Origin of the sequence: Sulfurimonas sp. ST-25 (assembly GCF_048079205.1) — a bacterium.
GTDB classification, from domain to species: Bacteria; Campylobacterota; Campylobacteria; order Campylobacterales; family Sulfurimonadaceae; genus Thiomicrolovo; species Thiomicrolovo sulfuroxydans.
Genome location: NZ_CP182225.1, coordinates 2,083,489 through 2,106,950 on the forward strand (window position 1 = coordinate 2,083,489; position 23,462 = coordinate 2,106,950).

General features: G+C 55.7%; 20 protein-coding genes. 16 read left to right on the top strand and 4 right to left on the bottom strand.

Annotated features, from left to right (window positions below; translation table 11 throughout):
- Nucleotides 1-32: 32 nt before the first annotated feature.
- A complete protein-coding gene (gene nadB / locus ACM66T_RS10845; RefSeq protein WP_416768553.1) occupies nt 33-1,472 on the bottom strand; it encodes an L-aspartate oxidase in 1,440 nt (479 codons plus the stop codon).
- Nucleotides 1,472-1,579 (bottom strand): LPS translocon maturation chaperone LptM, encoded by a 108-nt coding sequence (lptM, locus tag ACM66T_RS10850; RefSeq protein WP_416768554.1) that lies wholly within the window; start codon nt 1,577-1,579, stop codon nt 1,472-1,474. Before lptM ends, nadB begins: the two co-directional genes overlap by 1 nt.
- Between lptM and ACM66T_RS10855 the strand changes: the two genes are divergently transcribed.
- From ACM66T_RS10855 to ACM66T_RS10880, 6 genes are read left to right on the top strand one after another with little or no spacing between them, the layout of a single operon-like run.
- A complete protein-coding gene (locus ACM66T_RS10855; RefSeq protein WP_416768555.1) occupies nt 1,562-2,026 on the top strand; it encodes a hypothetical protein in 465 nt (154 codons plus the stop codon). The genes lptM and ACM66T_RS10855 overlap by 18 nt on opposite strands.
- Complete coding sequence (gene uvrC / locus ACM66T_RS10860) at nt 1,998-3,794, top strand: excinuclease ABC subunit UvrC (RefSeq protein ID WP_231019020.1); 1,797 nt, start codon at nt 1,998-2,000, stop codon at nt 3,792-3,794. The genes ACM66T_RS10855 and uvrC overlap by 29 nt, the downstream gene beginning before the upstream one ends.
- Nucleotides 3,795-3,854: 60 nt before the next feature.
- The gene (locus tag ACM66T_RS10865) at nt 3,855-4,274 is read left to right on the top strand and encodes a PAS domain-containing protein (RefSeq protein WP_231019021.1); all 420 of its coding nucleotides are present in this window, start codon (nt 3,855-3,857) and stop codon (nt 4,272-4,274) included.
- A gap of 15 nt (nt 4,275-4,289) precedes the next feature.
- Nucleotides 4,290-6,023, top strand: a complete 1,734-nt coding sequence (locus ACM66T_RS10870; protein ID WP_231019022.1) for an Hpt domain-containing protein — start codon at nt 4,290-4,292, stop codon at nt 6,021-6,023.
- 12 nt (nt 6,024-6,035) lie between these two features.
- Nucleotides 6,036-9,152 carry an ATP-binding protein gene (locus tag ACM66T_RS10875; RefSeq protein WP_416768556.1) on the top strand — a complete coding sequence of 1,039 codons (3,117 nt, stop codon included), beginning with the start codon at nt 6,036-6,038 and terminating at the stop codon, nt 9,150-9,152.
- 17 nt (nt 9,153-9,169) lie between these two features.
- The gene (locus ACM66T_RS10880; RefSeq protein WP_231019024.1) at nt 9,170-9,547 is read left to right on the top strand and encodes a response regulator; all 378 of its coding nucleotides are present in this window, start codon (nt 9,170-9,172) and stop codon (nt 9,545-9,547) included.
- A gap of 25 nt (nt 9,548-9,572) precedes the next feature.
- On the opposite strand, the gene ACM66T_RS10885 is transcribed toward ACM66T_RS10880, so the two are convergent.
- A complete protein-coding gene (locus ACM66T_RS10885) occupies nt 9,573-10,322 on the bottom strand; it encodes a 3'-5' exonuclease (RefSeq protein WP_231019025.1) in 750 nt (249 codons plus the stop codon).
- Nucleotides 10,323-10,324: 2 nt separating this feature from the next.
- Nucleotides 10,325-10,633, bottom strand: a complete 309-nt coding sequence (locus ACM66T_RS10890; protein ID WP_231019026.1) for a hypothetical protein — start codon at nt 10,631-10,633, stop codon at nt 10,325-10,327.
- A 58-nt stretch (nt 10,634-10,691) separates the two neighbouring features.
- Here ACM66T_RS10890 and ACM66T_RS10895 point away from each other — a divergent pair, with 58 nt between their 5' ends.
- From ACM66T_RS10895 to ACM66T_RS10940, 10 genes are all read left to right on the top strand, one after another.
- The gene (locus ACM66T_RS10895; RefSeq protein ID WP_231019027.1) at nt 10,692-11,819 is read left to right on the top strand and encodes a DUF819 domain-containing protein; all 1,128 of its coding nucleotides are present in this window, start codon (nt 10,692-10,694) and stop codon (nt 11,817-11,819) included.
- Nucleotides 11,816-12,847 carry a dipeptide epimerase gene (locus ACM66T_RS10900; RefSeq protein WP_231019028.1) on the top strand — a complete coding sequence of 344 codons (1,032 nt, stop codon included), beginning with the start codon at nt 11,816-11,818 and terminating at the stop codon, nt 12,845-12,847. The genes ACM66T_RS10895 and ACM66T_RS10900 overlap by 4 nt, the downstream gene beginning before the upstream one ends.
- Before the next feature lie 381 nt (nt 12,848-13,228).
- Nucleotides 13,229-16,156, top strand: a complete 2,928-nt coding sequence (locus tag ACM66T_RS10905) for a hypothetical protein (protein WP_231019030.1) — start codon at nt 13,229-13,231, stop codon at nt 16,154-16,156.
- A 121-nt stretch (nt 16,157-16,277) separates the two neighbouring features.
- Nucleotides 16,278-16,526 carry a GIY-YIG nuclease family protein gene (locus ACM66T_RS10910; protein ID WP_231019031.1) on the top strand — a complete coding sequence of 83 codons (249 nt, stop codon included), beginning with the start codon at nt 16,278-16,280 and terminating at the stop codon, nt 16,524-16,526.
- A 61-nt stretch (nt 16,527-16,587) separates the two neighbouring features.
- The gene (locus ACM66T_RS10915) at nt 16,588-16,848 is read left to right on the top strand and encodes a hypothetical protein (RefSeq protein ID WP_231019032.1); all 261 of its coding nucleotides are present in this window, start codon (nt 16,588-16,590) and stop codon (nt 16,846-16,848) included.
- 7 nt (nt 16,849-16,855) lie between these two features.
- Nucleotides 16,856-17,617 (top strand): pyrroline-5-carboxylate reductase, encoded by a 762-nt coding sequence (locus tag ACM66T_RS10920; RefSeq protein ID WP_231019033.1) that lies wholly within the window; start codon nt 16,856-16,858, stop codon nt 17,615-17,617.
- A 361-nt stretch (nt 17,618-17,978) separates the two neighbouring features.
- Nucleotides 17,979-21,485: a hypothetical protein gene (locus ACM66T_RS10925; RefSeq protein WP_231019034.1), complete on the top strand. Its 3,507-nt coding sequence runs from the start codon at nt 17,979-17,981 to the stop codon at nt 21,483-21,485.
- A complete protein-coding gene (locus ACM66T_RS10930; protein ID WP_231019035.1) occupies nt 21,485-22,144 on the top strand; it encodes a prepilin-type N-terminal cleavage/methylation domain-containing protein in 660 nt (219 codons plus the stop codon). The genes ACM66T_RS10925 and ACM66T_RS10930 overlap by 1 nt, the downstream gene beginning before the upstream one ends.
- Nucleotides 22,141-22,986: a prepilin-type N-terminal cleavage/methylation domain-containing protein gene (locus ACM66T_RS10935; RefSeq protein ID WP_231019036.1), complete on the top strand. Its 846-nt coding sequence runs from the start codon at nt 22,141-22,143 to the stop codon at nt 22,984-22,986. Before ACM66T_RS10930 ends, ACM66T_RS10935 begins: the two co-directional genes overlap by 4 nt.
- Nucleotides 22,962-23,441 carry a hypothetical protein gene (locus ACM66T_RS10940; RefSeq protein WP_231019037.1) on the top strand — a complete coding sequence of 160 codons (480 nt, stop codon included), beginning with the start codon at nt 22,962-22,964 and terminating at the stop codon, nt 23,439-23,441. The genes ACM66T_RS10935 and ACM66T_RS10940 overlap by 25 nt, the downstream gene beginning before the upstream one ends.
- The last annotated feature ends 21 nt before the right edge of the window (nt 23,442-23,462 follow it).

The following is a 23,462-nucleotide window of genomic DNA, read 5'->3' on the forward strand; positions in this document are numbered from 1 at the left end:
AATATATTTCACACCTCCAACGGTGTCATGACTCAGTTTTCGCGGTAATGGACCCCGACCGATTCTTCCCTGGCCAGGGCGGCGCGGACGATCTCGTGCGCCGTCAACAAGCGCAATCTCAGCATCCGGCCGATCGGGGAAGCAAGCATGGCGTCGAGCGTGGCCAGTGCTTCCTGGAGCCCTTCTGTCGTCCGGACAATGGAAACGAATTTCCACATTATACGGCGCAGCTGCTCCTTTTTCTCTTTGTCCCCCTCGACAAACAGGGGCTCATCTCCCGGGGCGAAAGGGGTGGAACAGCGGCTCCCCGCTTCGCTCAGCAGCGCCGCGGTCGCGCGTTTGGCGAAGACCAGCCCCTCCAGCAGCGAGTTGCTGGCCAGACGGTTGGCGCCGTGGACCCCCGTCGACGCCGCTTCACCAATGGCGTAAAGGCCCTTGATACCGGCAACGTGGCCCTCCAGGTCCGTCTTGATCCCGCCGATGGCGTAGTGAAACGCCGGGGAGACCGGCACCCGGTCTTTGGGGACGTCAAAGCCCATATCCCGCAGGTTGGCGCTGATATTGGGGAAGCGTTTGTGGAAATAGGCCGGATCGAACTCCCGGAAGGAGAGGTAGATCTGCTTTTTCGTCTTGCGGCGGTAGTCGAAAAGCGCCCGGCTGACGATGTCGCGGGGGGCAAGTTCGCCCCGGGGGTCGTAATCGAAGAGGAAACGGTAACCGTCTTCATCCTCGACCTGCGCCCCCTCGCCGCGCAGCGCTTCGCTGAGCAGCTGCTTCTGCACGGACTGGTTGCCGAGGTAGACCGTCGGGTGGAACTGCATCATCTCCATATTTTCGAGGGCGATCCCCTTTTCGACACAGATGCCCTGGATGTCTCCGCTGATGCTGTAGGCGTTCGTGTGAAAACGGTAGAGCGAACCCACCCCGCCGCTGGCGAGGATCACCTGGTGCGCGAGGATCACTTTGCGCTCGCCCTTGTAAACGACCTCGACCCCGCAGATCTGCCCCTCCTCGATGAGAAAATCGATGACGGTGGCGTTGGCCAGCATGGGGTGGGGGTTGTTCAGCAGCAGGAAGTGGTGGAGGTGCCGTCCCGTCGCATCGCCGCCCGCGTGCAGGATCCGGTCGGCGGAGTGTGCCGCCTCCTTGGTATAGAGCAGGCGCCCGTCCTCGGCGGTGTCAAACTTGAACCCGCGCCCCATCAGGTCCCGGACCACCTCCTGCGACGTTTCGCTCAGGACCCGGACCGCCTCCTCGTTGCACATGCCCGCACCCGCTTCGAGGGTGTCTTTGATATGAATGGGGATGTCGGCGTCGTTGCGCGCCGTCGTCACGCCGCCCTGGGCGTAATAGGTGTTGCACTCCCAGGGGCGGGTCTTGTTGATCAGAAGCACTTTTTTGTCGGTGGGAATGTTCAGCGCGGCGTAGAGTCCGGCGACCCCGGCACCGATGATGAGGACGTCATACTGCATCAGCGCACCTTTTGCGGGGCTTCGTAGTAGGGATTACCTTTGTAGCCGCATCCAGAAAGGCTTAACAGGCAAACCGCTATAATCATCATATGAAAAATGCTTCGCATATTCTCGCTTCGCTGCGGCAAAAGCCGTCGTTTTCAAAATTGGCGCACTTCGAGTGCATCCGCCGCATCCAGGGGCTTTTTCCCCCGCACCTGCAGCGGCTCGTACGGTACGGCTATTTTCACAACAAAATACTCTATTTTGTCCTCAGCCATCCGGGCGCCAAACAGGAGTTCGATAATATCATTGCGTCGATTAAAGCCCCTTTAAAACGCTATACGCCGCCGGAGTGCCGGGAGCAGCTTCCCGAGGACATCCGCGCCTTCGTCACCCACCGCGCCCCGGCGGTGAACAGCAACGACCCGGGGATGGTACGCGACAGCGAAGCGCACTATATCGAACGCGCCGAAGGGGACTTCGGCAACGATACGCACCACCCCGAACTGCACCGCCTTATCGAACGGATCAGAGAACACATCCATGCTCGAACAGATTCAGAACCTGCCTGACCGTCCCGGCGTCTACCACTACTACGACGCCGGCGGCCACCTGCTCTACGTCGGCAAGGCCAAGAGCCTGAAGAAAAGGGTGAAGAGCTATTTCCGCTTTACCCCCGTGCTAGCCCCCAACCCGACCCTCTCCCCCCGCATCCGCAAGATGCTCGGCGAAACCGTTTCACTGAACTATATCGTCGTCGAAAGCGAACACGACGCCCTGATCCTGGAAAACTCTCTGATCAAGCAGCTCAAGCCCAAATACAACATCCTGCTGCGCGACGACAAGACCTACCCCTATATCTACATCGATCGCGCCCTCCCCTTCCCCCGTTTCGAGATCACGCGCAAAGTCATTACCGGCAGTCGTATCGAATATTTCGGCCCCTATTCCGTCGGGGCGCGGGACATCCTCGACTCTCTCTACGACCTCGTACCGCTCGTGCAGAAGCAGAGCTGCCTCGGCGGGGGGAAGACCTGCCTTTTCTACCAGATGAAACAGTGCCTCGGCCCCTGCGAAGGACTGGTGACGCCGGAGGCTTACGCCGCCCTTATCGACGAGGCCAAGAGCCTTATCGATTCCAAACGGAAACTGCTCTCCCGCCTGGAGGCGCGGATGGCTTTTTACGCCGAATCGCTTCGCTTCGAAGAGGCGGCGAAACTGCGCGACCGGATCGAACGGATCGAGCGCAGCGAACAGCTCTCCAAGATTGACCTGGCCAACGCCGCGGACTACGATATCTTTGCCGTCGCCCACAACGACAAATATGCCGCCATCGTCCGCCTCTTCATGCGACGGGGCAAGATCGTCTCCTCCGCGTTCGACACGATCCGCATTAATGCGCTTTTCGACCCCGGCGAACTCTATGAACGTACCCTGCTGGAGTTCTACGTCCATGACCAGCCCCCCATCGTCGCCCCCATCCTCGTTGCGGATGATTTCGATACCCGCGAGTGGGTCGCATCGGCGCTCTCAAAACACCTGGGGCGCAAAGTACAGATCCATGTCCCCCAGCGCGGCGAAAAACGCAAAGTGATCGATACCGCGCGCCTCAATGCCGAGGAGCTGCTCCAGAAGCAGCGGCATACGGGGGCCGAACGGACCGCGGAAGCCCTGCAGGAGCTCTGCGGACTCTCCGCCTTCCCCGAACGCGTCGAGGTCTTCGACAACTCCCACCTCGCCGGGGTCGCGCCCGTCGGTGCCATGATCGTGGCCGAAAAGGGGACGTTCCTCAAAAAGGCCTACCGCCACTACCACCTCGACTCACGGGACGAGTACGCCCAGATGCGCGAAATGCTGACCCGCCGGATCGAGGGTTTCGGCGCCAACCCGCCGCCGGACCTCTGGATCATCGACGGAGGGCGCACCCTGCTGCTGCTGGCGACGGACCTTCTCGCCTCCGCCGGGGTCAACCTCGATGTCATCGCTGTCAGCAAGGAAAAAATCGATGCCAAAGCACACCGCGCGAAAGGCAAAGCCGCCGACCTGATCCATACGTTTGAGGAGACCCTGAGACTCCCGACGACCGACCCCCGTCTGCACTGGGTACAGCGGCTGCGGGATGAAGCCCACCGCTTTGCTATCACCTTTCACAAAAAGCAACGAGAAAAGGAGGCAAAAAGCTCAAATCTCCTGCAACTGAAGGGCATTTCCGAGGCCAAGGTCAAAAAACTTCTCAACCATTTCGGTACCTTTGAAGCCGTTTATGCAGCCCCCGAAGAGGAACTCGCCGCCCTCCTCAACATTGCTGATGCAAAAAAGATCAAAAACAGTTATCGATAAGTTGCATTTTGCGGTTAATATGCTATATTTATCCAGACACAAATTAAAACAAGGCCGACTATGCAGGTAGTAGAACCGATAGATGAAGAGTTTAAATTCGAAGGCCGTGCGATCGTGAGCGAAACGGATCTCAATGGGATCATTACCTTTGCCAACCGGAAGTTCTGTGAAATCTCCGGCTACACCAAAGAGGAGCTGATCGGACAGCCGCACAATATCATCCGTCACCCGGATATGCCGAAAAAGGCCTTTGAGATGATGTGGAATACCATCAAACAGGGTAATGTGTGGACCGGTCTTGTCAAAAACCTGCGCAAAGACGGACGGTACTACTGGGTTGAAACAACGATCACACCGATCCAGGACGATACCGGAGCGATCACCAAATATGCCGCTGCGCGCAAAGGTGCCAGCGAAGCGGCCATCGAAGAGGCCGAAACGCTTTACGAACGCCTGCGCGGCGAAGAAGCAGAATCATAACCTGAAGGAGGCATTGTGCTGATCTACAACCACAACAAAGAATTGGTGGGTATTGACGACGAAACACTACACCATCTCGGATACAAAACCCTTTCCGAATTTCTGGCAGAACATAGGGATGTGGCTGAAATGTTTGTCAAGAAACCGGGTTACATCCACAACTTCCAGAACTTCCCCTGGATCGACTTCGTCCTCCATGCCGACGCCGAAGACACCCGTGCCATTATCCAGAACGACAAGGTCCACTTCTCCTGCACACTGGCCCTGTCGCCGATCTTCATGACCGATGCCCCTGACAACGAAGGGTATGTCGTTCATCTCAAACAGGTTAAGGCCCTCAGCGGGGCGATGGAGCCCTTTGAACGTCCTTCCCCGGCAGAGACGCCGGCATTTGAAGAGCTCCCGGTACGTTCCCCCGAACCCGAAGCGTCGATCGTACCGCCTGCACCGGCAGAGGAGTTTGAATTTGAGGAGCTCCCGGCGATCGACCTGCCAGACATCAACCTTGACGGCTCCCTGAGCGAACCGGAGAGCTTTGAACTCGAAAGCCACGAACCCGAGCCCTTCGCCCTGGAAGAAGAGCCTTATATGCCGGAAACCTTTGAACCGCCTTCCGCCCCGGCGAAAACCGAAAGGCCGATGCTCGGCGATTATATCAACCAGGAAGAGCAGGCCTATCTGGACAACCTTCAGACGGATCATGACTACGTTTTCGACCCCAATATCGCTGCAAGCGAACTCGGTCTTCCCGTCGAACTGATCGAGGAGTTCATCGGTGACTTTATCCAGCAGGCCCACGAATTCAAAACGGGGCTCTTCAATGCCAACCATGAAGAGGATTTCGATGAAGTCCACCTCCTTTCGCACAAACTCAAAGGGGTCGCGGCCAACCTGCGGATCGAAGACGCCTTCGAGGTTCTGAGCGTCGTCAACTCTTCACGTGACCAGGTCGAGATCGAAGCCAACTTGAAGCAGTTCTACCTTATCGTTGCCAAAATGGAAGGCAAACCGCTTCCGGAAATGACCGAAGCGGCGGCACCGGCAAGCGAAACCGTCGTACCCGAGGCCAGCGAGCCTGCTGTCTCAGAGCCGGCGGAAGAGGACGACCTCTATGACTTCGGCGACCTTCTGGGCACTTCCGCGCCGGAAGAGTCCCCGGTCCCCAAAGAGGAGCCTGCACCGCCGACCGTCGAGGAGGAGCCGGCGTCTCTGGAGCTGGGCAGTCTGATGGACGACGATATCGAACTGCCGCCGATCAAAGATGAAAATGCCCCGGCAATCGAGGAGGAGCCCCGCGAACCCGTCGAGGATGTCGAACCTTTCAGCCTCGATATCATCCCCGAAGAGGAGCAGCACCTGATCGACGATGCCGAAGAGGGGGAACACTACCGACAACTCAGCGGCGAGGCTTCAAAAGATAGCGCCCTGATGTCCGGTGCCGAGGAGACCAAGCTCCATTACGACCTCACGCGGGCCGCGGCCGAAATCGGTCTGAGCGAATCCTTCGTCAAAAGTCTGGTGACAGATTTCGTCGAAGACGCCAAAAAGAAAAAAAGCGAAATCATGCAGGCGATCGATGACGGTAACCTGAAGAAAGTGCGCTCCGTGGCCTTCGAATTCAAAGGCCTTTCAGACAACCTTCGCATCGAAGACGTCTCCCGCAGCCTGACCAAGCTGCTTAGACATGAGCAACTTCCGGCCCTGAAAAAGGAAGCGGAACACTTTTATTCACTCTTGAAACAACTCTAAAAAGGAAGCTATATGAATTTGGGACTTAAAAGCCAGTTACGCCTGATCAGCCTTTTGCCGATCCTCCTCCTGCTGAGCCTGGCCAGTTTCTACGTTTATACCTCGTTCAGGGACTACCAGTCCGCGGAAGTCCTGCAGACGAAGTTGGCTGAGAACAAATACCTCAACGGATTGTTCACCAATATTTCCCGCGAACGCGGGATGACCGTTATGTACATGGGTAACCACTCCGAAGCGACGAAAAAATCGCTGCTGGCCCAGCGGGACATCGTTGACCAGGGCCTGGCACAGCTCAGCAGTACGCTGAACGCCCAGGACAGCACCGCGCTGCAAGGAACGGCCAACACCATCGAAGAGGTCCGCAACGCCGTCGATACCGGCAACGCAGAGTTTGAATCCGTTTATGCCGAAGCCTACGGCAGCCTGCTGACGTCAATCCTCGATATTCTCGGGCACATCACCCAGATTTCCGACGACAAGGCGCTCTCCTCCAGTGCCTCCGCCTACTACAATCTGCTCCAGTCGGAGTTCTATACCGCTTCCGAACGCGACTTCATCTCTTTCATTCTCGCCCGCTCCACCGCGCTTGAGACGGAAGAGGTCAACCGCTGGCTCTCACTGATCGGCCGGGCCGACGCCATCAGTTACGATACCGCCCTCGACGCCGACCTCAAAGCCGCCATGGATGCCCTCTTCAAGAGCGAGGACAATGTCGAGCTCTTTGAAGATATCACCGCCGAACGCGCCGAGATCATCCAGGCCATCAACGACGGGCTCTACTCGACACAGTCCGGTGTCTGGTTCGCGATGCTCTCGGAAAAAACCAACCTTCTTTCCGAAGCCGAAACTGTTCTGATCGAGGCGATGGACAAACGGGCGGCCGTCGTCCAGACCCAGGCCCTCGAGATCCTGACCGCCGCCGTCGTCATCTGGGCCATCGCGATCATTATCGCGCTGCTAGGCTACTTCCTTGCCAACGATATCGCCCGCAACATCAAGGACCTCGAATCGGTCCTGAAACGTGCGGCAGAGGGTATCGAGACCGAAAGTTCCGATATCAACCTCGAAACAGCGAAGGGTACGGCGCAGGCCTACGCCCTGCTTGAAGGGGTCATTGAGCAGACCCGGATGGATAAGGTCTCCGCCCAGGAAGCGAGTGAAGCGAAATCGATGTTCCTGGCGAACATGTCCCATGAGATCCGTACGCCGCTCAACGGGATCGTCGGCTTTACCGAACTCCTCAAAGACACCGACCTCCAGGAGGAACAGCGCGAGTTCATCGATATCATTGAGAAGAGCTCCGAGAACCTGCTGGAAATTATCAACAACATTCTCGACCTCTCCAAAATCGAAAGCAACAAGCTCGAGATCGAAGAGATCGCCTTCAACCCTCTCGAAGAGTTCGAAAGCGCCGTCGAAGTCTATGCCGTCCGTGCTTCCGAAAAACATATCGACCTCGGCTGTTTCATCGACCCGAGCCTGGAACGTCCGCTCAAAGGGGACCCGACCAAGATCAAAGAGGTCCTTATCAACCTCCTTTCCAATGCGGTCAAGTTTACCAACAGCGGCGGCGCGATCAACGTCAATGTCCGCCGCGAAGCGTGCGATACGCCAAACCGCGCCCGCATCCGCTTCGATGTCAAAGACAGCGGGATCGGCGTTACCGCGGAGCAGAAAGCCCGCATCTTCGAGGCCTTCGGTCAGGCGGACACCTCCATTACCCGTAAATACGGCGGTACCGGCCTGGGTCTGACGATCTCGAGCAGCTTCATCGAGCTGATGGGCGGCAAACTCGACCTTGAAAGCGAACCGGGACAGGGAACCACCTTCTTCTTCACCCTTGAACTCGAAGAGATCGAGACCCTTAACGAATCGCTTCAAAACAGTTTCACCAATATCAACGCGCTCATTATGAACGATGAAACGCGCCAGAAGGCACAGACGGAATACCTGCTCGAGTACCTCAACTTCTACGGCGTCAAACATACGACATTCAATGACCTCCGCGAGCTGCAGCAGCTCCAGCAGAAGGGCAGTTACGACATTCTGATCGCCGACTTCGACTATTGTGACGAAGAGGTCCTGCAACAGGTCAGTACAACGCCGGAAGCAACCATCTTGATCACCAAGTCCTACTACATGAAGAAGATCGAGAGTATGGAGCTCGAACTGTTCAAGGTCCTCTACGAGCCGCTGAACGGTACGAAACTGCAGTCGGTGCTCGAATCCTTCGACGCCGAAGACTACGTCGTCAAAAAAGCGCAGAAAAAACGTAAAAAAGTCAGCGCTGACAGCCGTTTCGACGCGAAGGTCCTCGTCGCCGAAGACAACATCATCAACCAGAAGCTGATCCGCCGCACCCTCGAAGAGCTCGGCCTGGAGATCACCATCGCCAATAACGGTCTCGAAGCCTTCGAGAAACGTAAAAACGGCAACTTCGACCTTATCTTCATGGATATCCAGATGCCGGTCCTCGACGGGATGGAAGCGACCATGGAGATCCTCGACTTCGAAGAGGACGAAAATCAGCCGCACGTGCCTATTATCGCCCTGACGGCCAACGCCCTCAAAGGGGACCGCGAACGGTTTATGGACGTCGGGATGGATGAGTATACGACCAAACCGCTGGTACGTACCGAAATCCTCAACCTGCTCAGCCAGTTCATCGGCGACAAGATCGTCGATGTCCGCCAAACGGAAACAGCCGAGGAGACGCTCCCGACCACAGCAGAAGCAGCCCCGGAAGAAACGGTTGCCGCTGCTGCCCCGGAGATCACCTATAGCGCCGATATCCTGCTGGTGAAAAAAGGGATTCTTGAGAGCAAGCTTTTCGGGCAACTTCTTGCCGATCTCGGCTTCACGTACGACAGCGAAAGCGGTGCCGAAAACATGATGCATGCCCTCGAAGAGAAGGCCTACAAGCTCGTGCTGTTCGACCAGGAGATCGAGGGGCTTGACTTAGAAAGCCTGCAAAAGACGCTGGAAAGCAAAGGGCATAAAACCGCGACTGTCATGATGGTCGACCCGGGTGTCGAGCCCGATGAAACCACACGCAGCCGCGTGAACGACGTCATCAAAAACGTCATTAACAAAGACCTTCTGCGTCTGATCTTTGAAAAATACGTATAAACTCTAAAGGAAACTGAATGCCGAACAAACAACTGAAAGTACTCGCCGTCGATGACGACCTGATCAACCTGAAGCTGCTCAAGTCCATGCTGATGAAAACAGGATATGTCGCCGAAGTCATTGAAGCCAAAAACGGTGCCGACGCCATCGGTGAGCTTAAAAATACCGCGGACATCGACGTCGTACTTCTCGACATTATCATGCCGGTCATGGGCGGTCTGGACATGCTTCGCGTCTTGCGTGCAGACGAGAACCTGAAGCAGCCGCCGGTCATCGTACTGACGACGGACGAGACGAAAAAAGCCGAGGCCCTCGAAGCCGGTGCCAACGGCTTCCTGATGAAACCGGTGCGTGAGAAAGAGCTCAGCGCAAAGATCTCCCAGCTGATCCTCTGATCGGCCGGGCTCCCTCCTTTTCCCCCTACACGCCTGAGAGAACGCGATTGACCGAATAGCGCATATCGTCGTCCAGGTTTTCCATCTTATCCATCATCCACTGTAGATACCCGCGATCATCCGCCGCGATTTCAAAGAGCGTCTTTCCTTTGTATTTGCCAAAGCGCATCGGCCCTTTGTAAAAGACCGGTTCCTTCGTCAGCGCGACCATCTTCTCGACAGGGTTCTCTCCGGGAAAACGCTCCTGGACACGCGCGCGCAGACGGCTCAAAAAGAGTTTCAGCGTCAGGACGTCGCCGATGGCGTCATGGGCCTTGATCTCGACCCCCAGTTTCTGCGCTTCCGCCGCTTCCTCTTTGTAAAGCCCCATCTTATAGCGGAAATACTGCAGCCGGTGGGCCTCTTCCTCTTCGAAAACATGGCGGGCACAGCGCAGAGTATCGATGAGTTTCATGCCATTGGCAAACCCCTCTTTTTCCAGCATCCCCAGGTCAAAAGGGGCATTGTGGATCACGAGGTAGTTCTCGTCCCGGTTCAGCGCCATGAGTGCCCGGTACGCCGCCGTCTCGGTACAGAGGGGTTTACCTTCGATCATCTCCGGCGTAATGTGGTGCACTTCCATCGCGCCGAACGCGATCGGCACTTCCGCGGAACAGAAATCGTTGTAAACCTCCGTCTGCTGTCCCGCTTCCAGGACAATGAATCCAAGCTGGATAATGCGGTCCGTTTCCCCTGCCCCCGTCGTCTCCGTGTCCAGCAATACGAATTTCGCCATGCCTATCGTTCCTCCTCGTCAAAAAGTTCGTTGAAAAGCCGCTCCATATCAAACACGGCCTTGGGCGTCTTCCACAGCAGATGCGGCAGCAGTTCGAGGAAAAAGTAGCCTACATAGATCATCGGGTAGAAGATCTTGACCTCGTAATAGAGCTGTTTATAGGTGTGGTGCGCACGGATCCACCGCCGTGCCATCTTCGACCCCCCCATCGCCAGGTTGACCTCGAAGGAGACAATGAAGCCCCAGACGAGATAGGTGAGAATCGTTCCGAAAAAGAGGTACCAAAAAGAGAACTGGAGTGAATAAAACATCCTGTCATTGTGCCATAGCAAACCCGTAACTAACCAAAAAGTGTCTACAATGTGTCCCATGATATCAAGTGTCTTCGGTTATCTCGGTATTGTGCTCGCACTCGGCGGCGGACTCTGGCGGATCGAGACGCGCACCCCTCTCAAACTCTTTACCTGGCTGCCCGCCATCGTCCTGATCTATCTCCTTGCCATTACGCTCTCTCAAAGCGGCCTCTTCGCCCAGAACGCTGCACAGACCTTCGCCTATAAAGAGGTAAAATCCTGGCTCCTGCCGATGATGCTCTTCATCATGCTGCTCCGGCTGGACCTGCGTGCATTCCTCACGCTGGGCAGACCCTTGCTACTGGCCTACGGTGCTGCCGTCCTCTCCATCGCCGGCGCCTTCTTCGGCATCTTTGCCCTCTTTGACTTCGGACCAGAAGCCGCCGGCGTCTTCGGAGCGCTTGGCGGGAGCTGGACCGGCGGAACGGCCAATATGCTCGCCGTCGCCGCGGCCCTTGGCATCTCCGAAGCCCAGTTGGGGCCGGCGCTGGTCGTCGACTCACTGCTCTATACGCTCTGGGTCAGCGCCCTGCTGCTTGCCGTTCCCTTTGCCCGCCGTTTTGACCGCTGGAACGGGACCAAAACCATGGAAGCGGCCCCATCGGAAACCGTAGAGGGCAGAGGCGGCTTCCGCTCTTTCCTCATCCTCACTGCTGTCGCCCTCCTTATCGCGTTCGCGCTCAGATACATCGCCGCGCTGCTTCCCCTCTTACCCGAAAGCACCTGGAGCGTACTTCTCGCGACACTTGCGGGCGTCGCAGGCAGTTTCACGCCGATGAGACGCCTGGGAGGCAGCAGCACGCTCGCTTCCTTCCTGCTCTATCTGCTGGTGGCGCTGATCGGGTCCCATGCCTCCTTGCATGGTTTCACCGAAGTGCCGCGCTACCTTGCTGCGGCCGCCTCCATTCTCATCCTTCACGCCCTCTTCATGCTCCTGATCGCACGGCTCTTCAGACTCTCGTTCTTCACGATCGGTGTCGCTTCCCTGGCCAATATCGGTGGGGTCGCCTCGGCCCCCATTCTGGCGGCTGCCTATAACCGTCTGCTCATCGGCCCCGCCGTCATTATGGCCGTAATGGGCTATCTGATCGGTACCCTCGTCGGCCTGCTGATCGCCTCCGGCCTGCAGAGTATCGCCGCATGACCATCAGCAGTACGCGCGTCTATCGCGCATCCATCCCTCTCGCCACTCCCTTTGTCACGGCACTTCGGCGTGTTGAGGATGTCACCTTTGTCGTCCTCGAATTACACATGGACAACGGTGCTCGCGCTTACGGCAGTGCACCGGCGACCAAGGCGATTACCGGCGAAACCCTTGAGAGCATCGAACAGGCCCTTCAGACCAGCATCCTTCCGCTTTTGCAGGGGCGTCCTTTCGAACTGCAGGCACTGCTGCATACCGTCGCCACTTCCTTGCCGGGCAACAGCAGTGCCAAGGCGGCGGTCGACATGGCACTCCATATGCTGGCGGCGCAGTGCGTGGATCTCCCCCTTTACCGCTACCTCGGCGCGAAAGAAGCAACGCCCGTCACCACTGCCGTGACCGTCAGCCTCGATACACCCGAAACGATGCGGAGCAAAGCCACCGAACTTTTCGCGTGCGGATACGACATTCTTAAAGTCAAAGTCGGCGGGGGGGACGGATTGGACGCGCAGCGCATTAGGGGGATCGCCGATGCCCTCCCCGGGGCGCAGCTGCTCGTCGATGCGAACCAGGCCTGGAACCTGCAGGAGAGCCTCGCTTTCATCGATGCGTGTGCCGATCTGCCCCTCGCCCTGATCGAACAGCCCGTGCCCGCACCGGAGCTTGAAGCGCTCCGGCAGATCACCGCCCTCTCCCCCTTTCCCATCCTGGCCGACGAAGCCGTTTTCGACGCCGAGGATGCCCGGCGCGTACTCGATGCCGGTGCGGCAGACCTCATCAATATCAAGCTGATGAAATGCGGCGGTCTCGCCGGTGCCCTCGCCATCCTGGACGTCTGCCAGACCTACGGGGCCCAATGCATGCTCGGCTCAATGCTCGAAGGTCCCGTCTCCATCACCGCAGCGCTCCACCTCGCCACGGCCTACCCCGACCGTTTCGCCTGGATCGACCTCGACAGTCCCCTGCTCTACCGCACCCTGCCCTCCGATCTGCCTTTCAGCGTCCACGGAAACTGCTATCGTCTATAGCCCGCTTCCACCTTCTTTTATCATATCTCTCCATTTTCAATAATCCATATCAATTTCAATATTTTTTTGTCAAAATGAACATTTTCTACAGCAACTTTTCATTTTTTTCTGTTTTTAAGTTTTATCAAAATATTTCGATCTATACTTTGGAATATTTGAATGAAAATATTTAAAAAATAACAGTTTTGTTATCAACTCTATTCGAGGTTCGAAATTATGACAAGCAGTAAATCCATACGTTTGTTTGTCGCTGCTGCCACGACCTTTGTGCTTTTCTCCCATGATGGTCATGCGGCGTGTGAAGATCAAAATAATCTCAATCAGTGCAACCGGACCGGGTATTGTGCCTGGGATACGGATGCTGGGGTCTGTAGAACCGGCATGCAGGAGGACCTCTGTTACGATACGCCGGTGACGGAGTGTTCTTTACATGCTGTCGTCGGCAGCGTACTTGATATCGCAACGGATGTCCTGCCCATCCTCACCCCTATCCTTGACAGCCAGGGAATCGTCTACACCGTCGTCGACGGTGTCATTTATATCGCCTGCGATGTCGTCGATCTTGTCCAAAGTATTCTGGATGCCATCAATATCAATCTGCTGGGGCTTATCCAGATCAATTTGGGAGAGGGTATCCAGATCCTGCAAAAAAACACGATCCCGATCAAGCACGCCAATATGGACGGTGACCTTTCCGATGTTCAGGTCATCGCCGACAATTCGCTGCTCCAATCCCTGATAGGGCTCGTCGATTTCTGCGGTGTCGATGGGAACCCCGGAAACTGTCAGCGCGAAAGCGCGCTGCAGATCAATCTGGGCTACCTCGGTCTTGTCGATCTCCTGGGCGACGCCATTGTATACGACATGCCGAACATGGCCGTTGCGGACGGGAACCACACCGTCTTCGCGCTGACAACACTCAACATCGATATTCTGGCACTGCTTGGCAACGCTTCTTCGCCGCTGCTGTACGGGCGCTACGCTAAAAACGGCGAAACGTTCGGCGGCCTGATCGCCAGCTGTTCCGCCGCAGGAGGGGGAGGAAGCGGAGAGCCCTCCGTCCCCTCGACAGCGGACATCGTCGACACCGACGAATATCCCAATTTTGCGAGCCGCCAGGTTCTGAAAACAAAGGTCGCGGGGAACCCGCAGACCGCGCTGACGGTCGTCTACCTCGATCCGACGACGCATGAGCCCAAAGTCTACAACAGCAGCGGAGAGTTCAAATGGTTACCGCCCCTTGAAGTCCTGCTCTACCGCACGGACAGCAGCTGTACGGACGAGCTTCCCCTGGCGGCGCCGACGACGGGGAACCCCGTGGGCGAACCCGTCATCGCCTACATTGAAAGCGGCACAAGCTATGCCGACGCCAATACCTTTACAATGGCTTCCGTCGCCAACAGCAATACCCGTATACTCGCCCAATACGCCGACTGGGGCGATCTGCTCAACGATCTCGCCTCAGCCAGCAGCTGTTTTTTGAACTCCAACTGGGAGGGTAACTTCAACGGCCTTCCCCAGTGTCTGAACAACCTGGGTAGCAGCAGCGGAATTTCTCAAGAACTAATAGAGAAATACCCCAATATCGCCACGGTATGTCTCAACCCGCTTTTAACGGGCGACCAGCAGCCGTGCGGCTCCTCCGCCTACGACAACAGCGGCTCCAAGGGCTTTATCCTGCCGGAAAAATACAATCACGCCTACGGGTGCCTGGCCTGTATCCTTGACAATGCTGCGGATGTGACGGCCTGTTCAAGCGACAATTTTGCCATCCGGCCATCATCCTACACCCTGGGGCTCAGCGACTCCTCCACCCCCAAAATCGCCGGTATGTCCTATACGCTGGAATCCGACGCCCTTTACGTCGGCGGGGGAACGGCTCCGACCAGCGGTTATACCACGACGCTTGACAATAGCAACGACAAAAATGCCTCTTTCATTTTCAGTCCTGTAGCTGCCGCGACCAACTGCCCCTACGGCGATCACGGTTTCACGTTCAGCTTCACAGACGGCGTAGGCTCGGGTTCGATCAGTTACCCGAACGTCGGCGATGTCAATATCACCCTGGCCGATGCAAACTGGACGGGTGTAGATCAAAACAAAGTCGGATGGCAGGAGTGCCTCCCCGATTCGAACAGGACATCCCCTGACCCCGTAGGGTGTTTGGTGACGGCAAGAGTATCCGAACGTTTCATCCCCGACCATTTCGACGTCAACGCCTCGCTCGACAACGCCGGCAGCGGCTTCACCTATCTTTATGACATGAACAAAGACAACGACGTCAACCAGACAGGTTATGACTACAACCTCTCAACCGCCTCCCTGGAAATAGAGGTATCGGCGATGGGTGCGAACGGCATCGGTACCCTGAGCAACTATCTCGACAGCTGTTATGCCCAGGACACCAATATCACGCTGCAGACGGCAGGTACACAGATCAGCCCGCCGTCGGCGCTGGACTATTTCCTCTATTTCAACCCGACCGAAGCGGATCCGAATGTTTCCAACAGCGGTGAAGGAAAAACCGCCCTGCCCGCGAGCGGTCTATTAAGTTCCTTGCCCATTACCAACGTCACGGCAAGTTTCCCGTCCCGGACGGCGCCGGACGCCAACGGGACGACGTTGATCGCATACCGGATCAACTTCGACCGTCGAGTCAATCAGCCTGTCAATCCGTTCCGGCTCTCGTTGTCCAGCGTCGACATTGTGGATACCGACGGCGTTTTCGGCTCTGACAACAGCCCAAGCCCCGATACTGCCACCTTCCTCTACGGCCGGGTACACGCACCCCGCTACCGTATTGATTGCAGCAGCGCCGCGCTGAGTTCCTGCTCGTCGACACAACCGCTGCAGCTCTTTTTCGAGTTCTACAGCAGCGATAACAATCTGACGCTCAGACGACAATACGCCCTGGACAACGAGCGAAGCAAAGATGCGATCCTCTGGTTCCGCAACACGGACCACAGCGCCCTGCTTGAGGGCAATATCACCGTGCTCAGCCACCGCTACAACGGCTATGACCTCTATACGACATCGGCACCGCTGCATCAAAACGGCGGCATCGGCACTCCGGCAGCCGGGGCTTCCTCGGTGAGCATCGGTTATGACGGCAGCAGGGGCTACCCCTACAAATCATCCATCGGTCTGCATACGCAAAAGTGGTTGAACTACGACCGGTTCAATACCGATCCGGATGTCAACAGCTCTTTTATGATCGAGTTCAATGCCGTCGGCCAGAAGACAGGCGAAGGCAACGTCCCCAATACGGATAGCGGGCCGGCCAATTCGAACAGAAGAATCATGTGGTAAAGTGACCTGTCACCCATTTTTCAGCCCGTATAAAGATGCCGCAGGCGACAATGGGGCTATCGAAGACAGCATCAATCCTGTTACGGGTCCTACCGCGCTGTCCTCTGTCGGAGGAAATACCATGCCCTATAGCGTCTATATCGTTCAATGCAGCGACGGCACCTATTATACGGGCATCGCTACGGACCTTGAGCGACGCCTCAACGAGCATAACCACTCTGCCAAAGGGGCCCGTTACACGCGTGCGCGCCGCCCCGTCACCCTCGTTTACGCTGAACGCTTCCCCGACCGAAGCAGTGCACAGAAGCGCGAATACGCCATCAAGCAGATGCCCCGCACCAAGAAGAGCGCCCTGATCGAGAAGCGCTGACCTTCAAGCCTCTGCCCGCAGAGGTATGTTATAGTTTTATAAATATCTTGAAAGGCCCCCAATGACCGAAGCCGAAGACCTTACCGACCTGTTGGAGAATGACGTGATCCCCGAGATCGAATCGTTTATCGACGACCTTTATGAAAAAATTGCCGAAACCAAAAACGCGACAGAAGAGGACAAGACACAGCTGGCTGAACTGCAGGAGCTGAAAAAGGAGTTCTCCTTATTGCTTGACGAGGTCAAAAACGGCGAACTGGACGAGGAAGAGTGTCGCGCCATCATCGACGAGATCGACATGATGCGTGAAGAAGAGGAGTAAGAGAGCCATGAAAAAAACAGTGACCTTTATCGGCAACGGCAACATGGCTGTCGCCATGGCGAAAACCCTGAAAGAGCGTTATCTCATCGAGGTGGTCGGCCGGGATCTCGCGCACCTTGACACCTTTGAAGCCGCCGTCGACACCGACGTCACCAAGCACCTCCTTAATGACTTCGACATCACCGGGAAAACCCTGCTGCTCTGTGTCAAACCGGCCAATATCGTCGAGGTCGGCGGGAAACTCCAGGGAAAAGCCGAAGCCCTCTATTCCGTGCTTGCCGGCACAAAGGTTGAAACCCTCAAAAGCCACATTGCCGCCGCCGGGACCGTCCGCGCCATGCCCAATCTCGCCGCGACCGTCGGCAGGTCCATGACGACGCTGACCGGCGACCGGCACCTCGAAGCCGAAGCCATTGCCCTGTTCGATGCGATCGGGATGACGCTCTGGCTCGGCAGCGAGAAAGAGCTCGATATCGCCACGGGGCTTGCCGGGAGCGGCCCCGCCTACCTCGCGCTTATCGCCGAAGCTCTCGCCGACGGCGCTGTCAAACAGGGACTCAAGCGCGATGACGCCATGACCGTGATGCGCGGGCTTTTTGCCGGTTTCGGGGAGCTGATTCAGCACGAACACCCCGCCTTGCTTAAAGACGGCGTCATGAGCCCCGGCGGCACGACGGCTGCCGGCTACAGCGCCCTGGAAGAGGCCGGGGTCCGAAACGGCTGTATCCAGGCCGTGGAGCGTGCTTTTGAGAAGGCGCGTTCCTCCTGAACAGTGCATCTTCAAGCACCCAGCTCTCCTTCTCTCCAGCGCCATCCACAGAACATTGATGGCACCCAAAAAAAGTGTGGATCAGTGGCAGCGTTACCGACTCAACTGCGGACCGAAAAACAGAATCATATGCTTTTCATAATGGTATTCAGGCGACTCCAAGTCGTTGAGATTGTCCCATTTTTTCTATATTTTCGCTTTAAGAATAAATGAAACTATTTCAAAATACAATAGATGTAACAGGTATGAAATGTTTGATTTAAAGTATTTTTCCAAGATTTCAGACAGTAAAAGGACCACGATGTTTGGAAATGTTATTTTTCATTTTGCCAAAACAGCAAGCGCAATTTTGCTCTTTTCAATGCTGTTTTTTCTTCCCCAAACCCTCTCGGCAGTTATCACAGGTGTGCCGGGTGACTGTAGCAGCGTCACAGATACCGCCGTTTTTGATCAGTCCAATCTCTCCTATACGAACTCTACCTACGTGGGGGGAGACTCAGAGAAGTGGGATTATTACTACTTCTCCGTCGATATACCGGGCGAACTTACCATTACGTTAGAGACGAACGCCAGCCTGGATCTTCTCTACAGTGAATCCTCCTGTACCACCATGACGGAGATCACCAGCCCCTATAGTATTAGCTATCTAAACCCGACGGATCTGATGGTCAAAGTCGAATCGGGCTCGGCGAACCAAAAAGATTATATTCTAAAAGTCACCTTTGTACCGGCACCGCTCTCCCTTGTGAAAACGAATGTTCCCGGGCAGATCCTGCAGAACAGCTCCACCAACATTGATTATTCACTGATGGGGGTCAACAACCAGGCTTTCGATAGCGGCAGCATCACTATTACGGATCAACTCCCTTCCGAAGCAAACCTTTCCACGTTCAACATCATCAATGACGGCGGCTGTACCTGTACAGCCCCGGATGCAACGAGAACCTTCAGCTGTAGCTGCCCTGCACTGGCTGCTGGGGATTATACGATCGTCGATTTCAACGTCACGCTCTCCGCCGGAGCGGCCCCGGATACGATCACGAACAATGCCAGTATGACGGACGGGATACAGAGTGCCGTCACCTCGTCAACTGTCGACGTTGTCGACGGCAAAGGGGTCGTCGAACTGAAAGTGGAAAAATATGCCGAAGCCGAAGCCATTCCGGTGGATACGGATTTCTCATACTACATCTTTATCACCAACTACGACAATGCCTATGCCTATGGTGTCCAGATCTGGGACCAGATGGACCCGAACATCTACTACACCGGCTATGACACTTCGAGCGGCTGGATCTGTACCCCGCCGAACAGCCCCGCAGTCAAAGGTGACTCCTTTACGTGTAGCTACGTCGGGACAGACGGGACCGGTGCCATGGGCAAGGGGATCGTCTACCTGAAAATCAACGCGCGCACGGCCAGTGCGCTTGATACCGGCGTGACTGCCGACGTCAACGTCAGCACATGGAACAACGTCGACTTAGACGCCGCCAATACCCTTCACAACAATTCCATCACGCATGCAAGTCGAGAGGTCAATATCACCTTGAACGATGTTGCACCGGGTGGCGGGGCCATCGGCGGTGTTTACATGAAAGGGGGCCTCGTCGAGATCTCCGAGAACGATCTCAGTGGTGGCAGAAGTACAGCAGAGCTGCGTACAAAAGTAGCCGCTCAGATCGGAAGAGCCAGCGCTTCGTACGCCACGGGTGAAATGCATGTCCCGACCTACTTTCTCAACGGCAGCAGCGACAGTGCCACGCCGACCGCCTATAACCCTACGACTGCCGCCGGTTCCAACCCCATACCGCTGACGGTCATCATCAGACTCGCGAACGATGCGTGCGAGGAGGCAAGCCAGACATATGTCACTTACACAAGCGATCCTGCCGTGAGCGGGGCACCGCTAAGCGCACTTTTCGAACCTGGCGACACTTCACCACGTTATGCGGGTACGAGTACAGAGGGTATCCCCGGTGATTTCAAACTGCGCAATATTGCGCTCAAAAAAGCACGCTATATTATGAAATATGTCGATATCAACGCGAAAATCGCGGATTCGGATGAAAAGTGTACACAAACCTCGACAACGCAATCAAATATCATGGGACTGCCCCAATGTATGAACTCCGGGGGTTCCACAAGCCTTGACAACAATAAATATCTCAACGTCTTTGGAACGTCCGCATTCGTACGCTGTTTCGGCCAGAACGGCAGTCCCTGCGATTCCAACAATCACGGCTACAGCTGCGGCGAAGGCAATACCAACTGTATCGGCTACAATGCGGAATACGACCATGAATACGGATGCTACGAGTGTACGGTCGGGGGGCTCGGCTACTGTACTCAAGACAACTTTGCCATCCGCCCCAAAGCCTTTGATTCAAACATCACAACACTCGTCAGCGGCGGCGACCCCGTCAAAGCCGGTCTGGATTACGCTCTGGCGTTCAAAGGGCTGACGGGTAATACGGCCGATCCGTCCGAAGCGACCCTCCTCTATAATGAGATAGAAGACACCCTGACCGACGGCACAACGTTCCAGATCGACCTGAACATCAGTGATCCGACGAAGGTCTGCCCGCAAACCAATATCAATATGACCCCCGCAGTCCACTTTGTTGACGGCGTAGATTCAGGCCTCTTCCGTTTTGACAATGTCGGCGATATCAATTTCAGCATCCACGAAACGAACGGAACGGAGTTTGCGAAAGTGGATGTGAATGACACACCGTGGAGTGACAGACGTATCGAACCGTTCAACCTCTCCTTCCGCATTATTCCGGACCATTTCGAGGTCAACGCGACGCTTGACGACTACGGCGACGACTATACCTACCTCTATGACATGAACCTGTATGACGACTACAACGTCTCGACCGCGACATTGATGTTGGACATCAAAACAATGGGTGCAGACAACAACGTCACGAGCAACTATATGGAGACCTGCTATGCCAAGGAGACCAATGTTACCCTGCAGATGCACAGCACCCAGATCAAACCGGCCGGTGCCGTGACCGAATTCCTCTATTACAACCCGGCGGAAAACAATGGAACGGCAAACAGCGGCGAAGGTTCGTACACACTGCCGGGCGGCACCCTGACATCGGTTCTGCTTGAAAACACGACGACGAGCTTTCCGGATGATGCCGTGGATGGAAACGGTACGACCCATATCGAATACAGGCTCAACTTCAACCGGAAGGTCAACAAACCTGTCGATCCGGTGCGAATCGCGCTTAACAGTGTCTATGTGAATGACAGTGAACCATCACCTTATACCGTGACCGGTTCTCATACTTCGACGGATACGGCCACCTTCCTCTATGGACGGGGGCATGCACCGCGCTACCGCGTCAACTGCGGTACAGTCGTCACCGGCCCCTGCCTGTCGCAGAATTTGGAGCTCTTTTTTGAATTCTATGCGGACAACGACTCCAACCTGACGCTGCGCAGAGGATATGCCCAAGACAATGAGCGGAGTAAAGATGCTATCATGTGGTTCCGCAACACCAAGCACGATTCCGGGGCGGACGGCAATGTCACCCATTTGAGCCACAAGTTCTTCGGCTATGACCTCAACAGTTCGACAAGCCCCCTCTATCAGGGCACGTCGATCACCGCCCCGGGCAACGGCATTTCGAATGTGCGGATCGGTTACCGGGGCAGCGACGGTTATCCGTACAAGGCTTCCGTCAATCTCCATACGGATCGGTGGCTCAAGTACGACCGTTTCAACGCCAACCCCGACGTCAATGCGTCGTTCCTGATTGAATTCAACGCCATCGGCGTGGAGGCGGGAGAAGGCAACCTTGACGGCACGGACAGCGGTCCGGCCAACTCAAATAGGAGAATCCGGTGGTAATGAAACGCGCATTTACGATGATTGAGATGATCTTCGCAATCATCATTATCGGCATCACGGTTGCCGGCGTTTCGCAGATCATGACGCGAAGCGGGAATACAATGGAGGGCGCCCTTTCGCAAGAAGCGGTCTTCCTGGCTTCCATGGAAGCAGCCAAGATCTTTTCGCACCGATGGGACCCTAATTCCAAAGACACCTCGAGCGAACTCGCCTATTCAAAAATTCTCGATACAAACTGGGATGCCAACCACAAACGCACCTGTCTCGACACGGCTACTGGCTCAAAATATGCGGTCCCGTGTGCTGCCGACGACATCCAGACCGTCCTGCGCTACGGCGGTATCGCCGAGGACAAACACCGCCGTTTCCACAGCCAAAGTACCGCCTCCTCACAACCCTATCCTGACGGTGTCCCTAATGGTACGACGGATATCAACATCACCAATGAGCACGGCTACAAACGCACCTACCAGGTCGCCGTCAACTCCGGCTATATCGGCACGGCTTTCGCTACGGGAACGGTGGGAGGACCCACCGACATTAAAATGACCGTTGTCTCCATCAATGATAAGAACAACGGCAACGCCAATCTTGTCCGGATGCGGGTCTATTCATACAATATCGGTGAAATCGACTATGCCAAGAGGACGTTCCAATGAGAATGTATTACAATAGGCTACGGCGTGCGTTTACGATGATCGAACTGGTCTTCGTCATTGTCATTATGGGTATCCTTGCCAAGTTCGGCGTGGAAATTTTCCTGCAGATCTATGAAAGCTATACGCGGACGACCATCGCCGCCTCGCTCTTGAGCAAATCCGAGGCTGCCGTCAGTCAGATCGCCAATCGCCTGACGTATAGGGTCAAAGATTCCATCATCGCCAGCAGCAGCCCGGCGGCATCCTTCGTACCGCTCTCCAGCGTCACCGGCAACGAGACCGTCTTTGAATGGATCGGGCTGGACAGCAACGGATGGGATAAGGGCAACTTCAGCGGCATCGTCGACCTTAATGACGGCAATACGACCTATACCCAGCTTCACAGTCCCGGGACCACCACGTTACCGGCGAACGGCGCCCTGCTCTTTATCGGTTCGAAAGTCAATGTCCAGAACAGTTTTGGGTGGCACGACACGAATGCTTCTTCGAACAGCCACCAGGATCTTTATGTCTACGATGCCGTCGCAGTCACATCGCAGAACATCAACTTTGCCACCAACCCCTTTACGGCGGGTGATGAGATCTTTGAGTTCTATCATGTTGCGGACAGTGCATACGCGCTTGTGCTCGACACGGTCAATCATAAGCTCTATCTTCACCAGGACTATCAACCGTGGCAGGCTGAAATCTATACGGGCACGGGTGACCTGCTGACGGATAACGTCAAAACCTTTACGCTGCAAAAAGCGGGGGACATCATCAGAATCGAGCTTTGCCTCAGCAACAATGATTTCATGGGTGAAGGGGAGTATTCAATATGCAAAACAAAAATCGTGTTCTAAAACGGGGCGGCTTTGCCGTCATTGCCGCCGTTTTCATGATGCTGTTGATCACGCTCATGCTGCTGAAGATGCTCTCGTACTCCACCGACGTCTCTGCGCGTACCAGTAACGACTATCTCAACGAGCAGGCACAGCTGCTGGCGTTCAATGCCACCGAAGACGCCGTCTACCGCATCTCGGGAGAAAACCGCGATGCAAACCTGAGCTGTACCACTTCCTTCAGTGACACCTACCCTTCAACGGGCACGGCCATGTTCAATATCAACGTGACGATCCAATACATCTGGCAAACCGGCATGATCCCCGGCGGCACCGGATGTAACAACATCCTGACCACGGTGACGACCGATACCCAGCATGGCTCCGCATTGATCGACGTTTATATTACATCGCATGCTTCACTGAATCTGGATGAACCGATCCGGTTTCACCGGCGCACGCTGCAAAAATTGTAAAAGAGATAACAGAAGCGCGGC

Excerpts from the sequence above, each read along its gene's own strand:
- nadB (WP_416768553.1), bottom strand. The coding sequence starts at position 1,472 with ATGCAGTATGACGTCCTCATCATCGGTGCCGGGGTCGCCGGACTCTAC.
- ACM66T_RS10855 (WP_416768555.1), top strand. The coding sequence starts at position 1,562 with ATGAAAAATGCTTCGCATATTCTCGCTTCGCTGCGGCAAAAGCCGTCG.
- lptM (WP_416768554.1), bottom strand. The coding sequence starts at position 1,579 with ATGCGAAGCATTTTTCATATGATGATTATAGCGGTTTGCCTGTTAAGC.
- uvrC (WP_231019020.1), top strand. The coding sequence starts at position 1,998 with ATGCTCGAACAGATTCAGAACCTGCCTGACCGTCCCGGCGTCTACCAC.
- ACM66T_RS10865 (WP_231019021.1), top strand. The coding sequence starts at position 3,855 with ATGCAGGTAGTAGAACCGATAGATGAAGAGTTTAAATTCGAAGGCCGT.
- ACM66T_RS10875 (WP_416768556.1), top strand. The coding sequence starts at position 6,036 with ATGAATTTGGGACTTAAAAGCCAGTTACGCCTGATCAGCCTTTTGCCG.
- ACM66T_RS10880 (WP_231019024.1), top strand. The coding sequence starts at position 9,170 with ATGCCGAACAAACAACTGAAAGTACTCGCCGTCGATGACGACCTGATC.
- ACM66T_RS10885 (WP_231019025.1), bottom strand. The coding sequence starts at position 10,322 with ATGGCGAAATTCGTATTGCTGGACACGGAGACGACGGGGGCAGGGGAA.
- ACM66T_RS10890 (WP_231019026.1), bottom strand. The coding sequence starts at position 10,633 with ATGTTTTATTCACTCCAGTTCTCTTTTTGGTACCTCTTTTTCGGAACG.
- ACM66T_RS10895 (WP_231019027.1), top strand. The coding sequence starts at position 10,692 with ATGATATCAAGTGTCTTCGGTTATCTCGGTATTGTGCTCGCACTCGGC.
- ACM66T_RS10900 (WP_231019028.1), top strand. The coding sequence starts at position 11,816 with ATGACCATCAGCAGTACGCGCGTCTATCGCGCATCCATCCCTCTCGCC.
- ACM66T_RS10905 (WP_231019030.1), top strand. The coding sequence starts at position 13,229 with ATGCAGGAGGACCTCTGTTACGATACGCCGGTGACGGAGTGTTCTTTA.
- ACM66T_RS10910 (WP_231019031.1), top strand. The coding sequence starts at position 16,278 with ATGCCCTATAGCGTCTATATCGTTCAATGCAGCGACGGCACCTATTAT.
- ACM66T_RS10915 (WP_231019032.1), top strand. The coding sequence starts at position 16,588 with ATGACCGAAGCCGAAGACCTTACCGACCTGTTGGAGAATGACGTGATC.
- ACM66T_RS10920 (WP_231019033.1), top strand. The coding sequence starts at position 16,856 with ATGAAAAAAACAGTGACCTTTATCGGCAACGGCAACATGGCTGTCGCC.
- ACM66T_RS10925 (WP_231019034.1), top strand. The coding sequence starts at position 17,979 with ATGCTGTTTTTTCTTCCCCAAACCCTCTCGGCAGTTATCACAGGTGTG.
- ACM66T_RS10930 (WP_231019035.1), top strand. The coding sequence starts at position 21,485 with ATGAAACGCGCATTTACGATGATTGAGATGATCTTCGCAATCATCATT.
- ACM66T_RS10935 (WP_231019036.1), top strand. The coding sequence starts at position 22,141 with ATGAGAATGTATTACAATAGGCTACGGCGTGCGTTTACGATGATCGAA.
- ACM66T_RS10940 (WP_231019037.1), top strand. The coding sequence starts at position 22,962 with ATGCAAAACAAAAATCGTGTTCTAAAACGGGGCGGCTTTGCCGTCATT.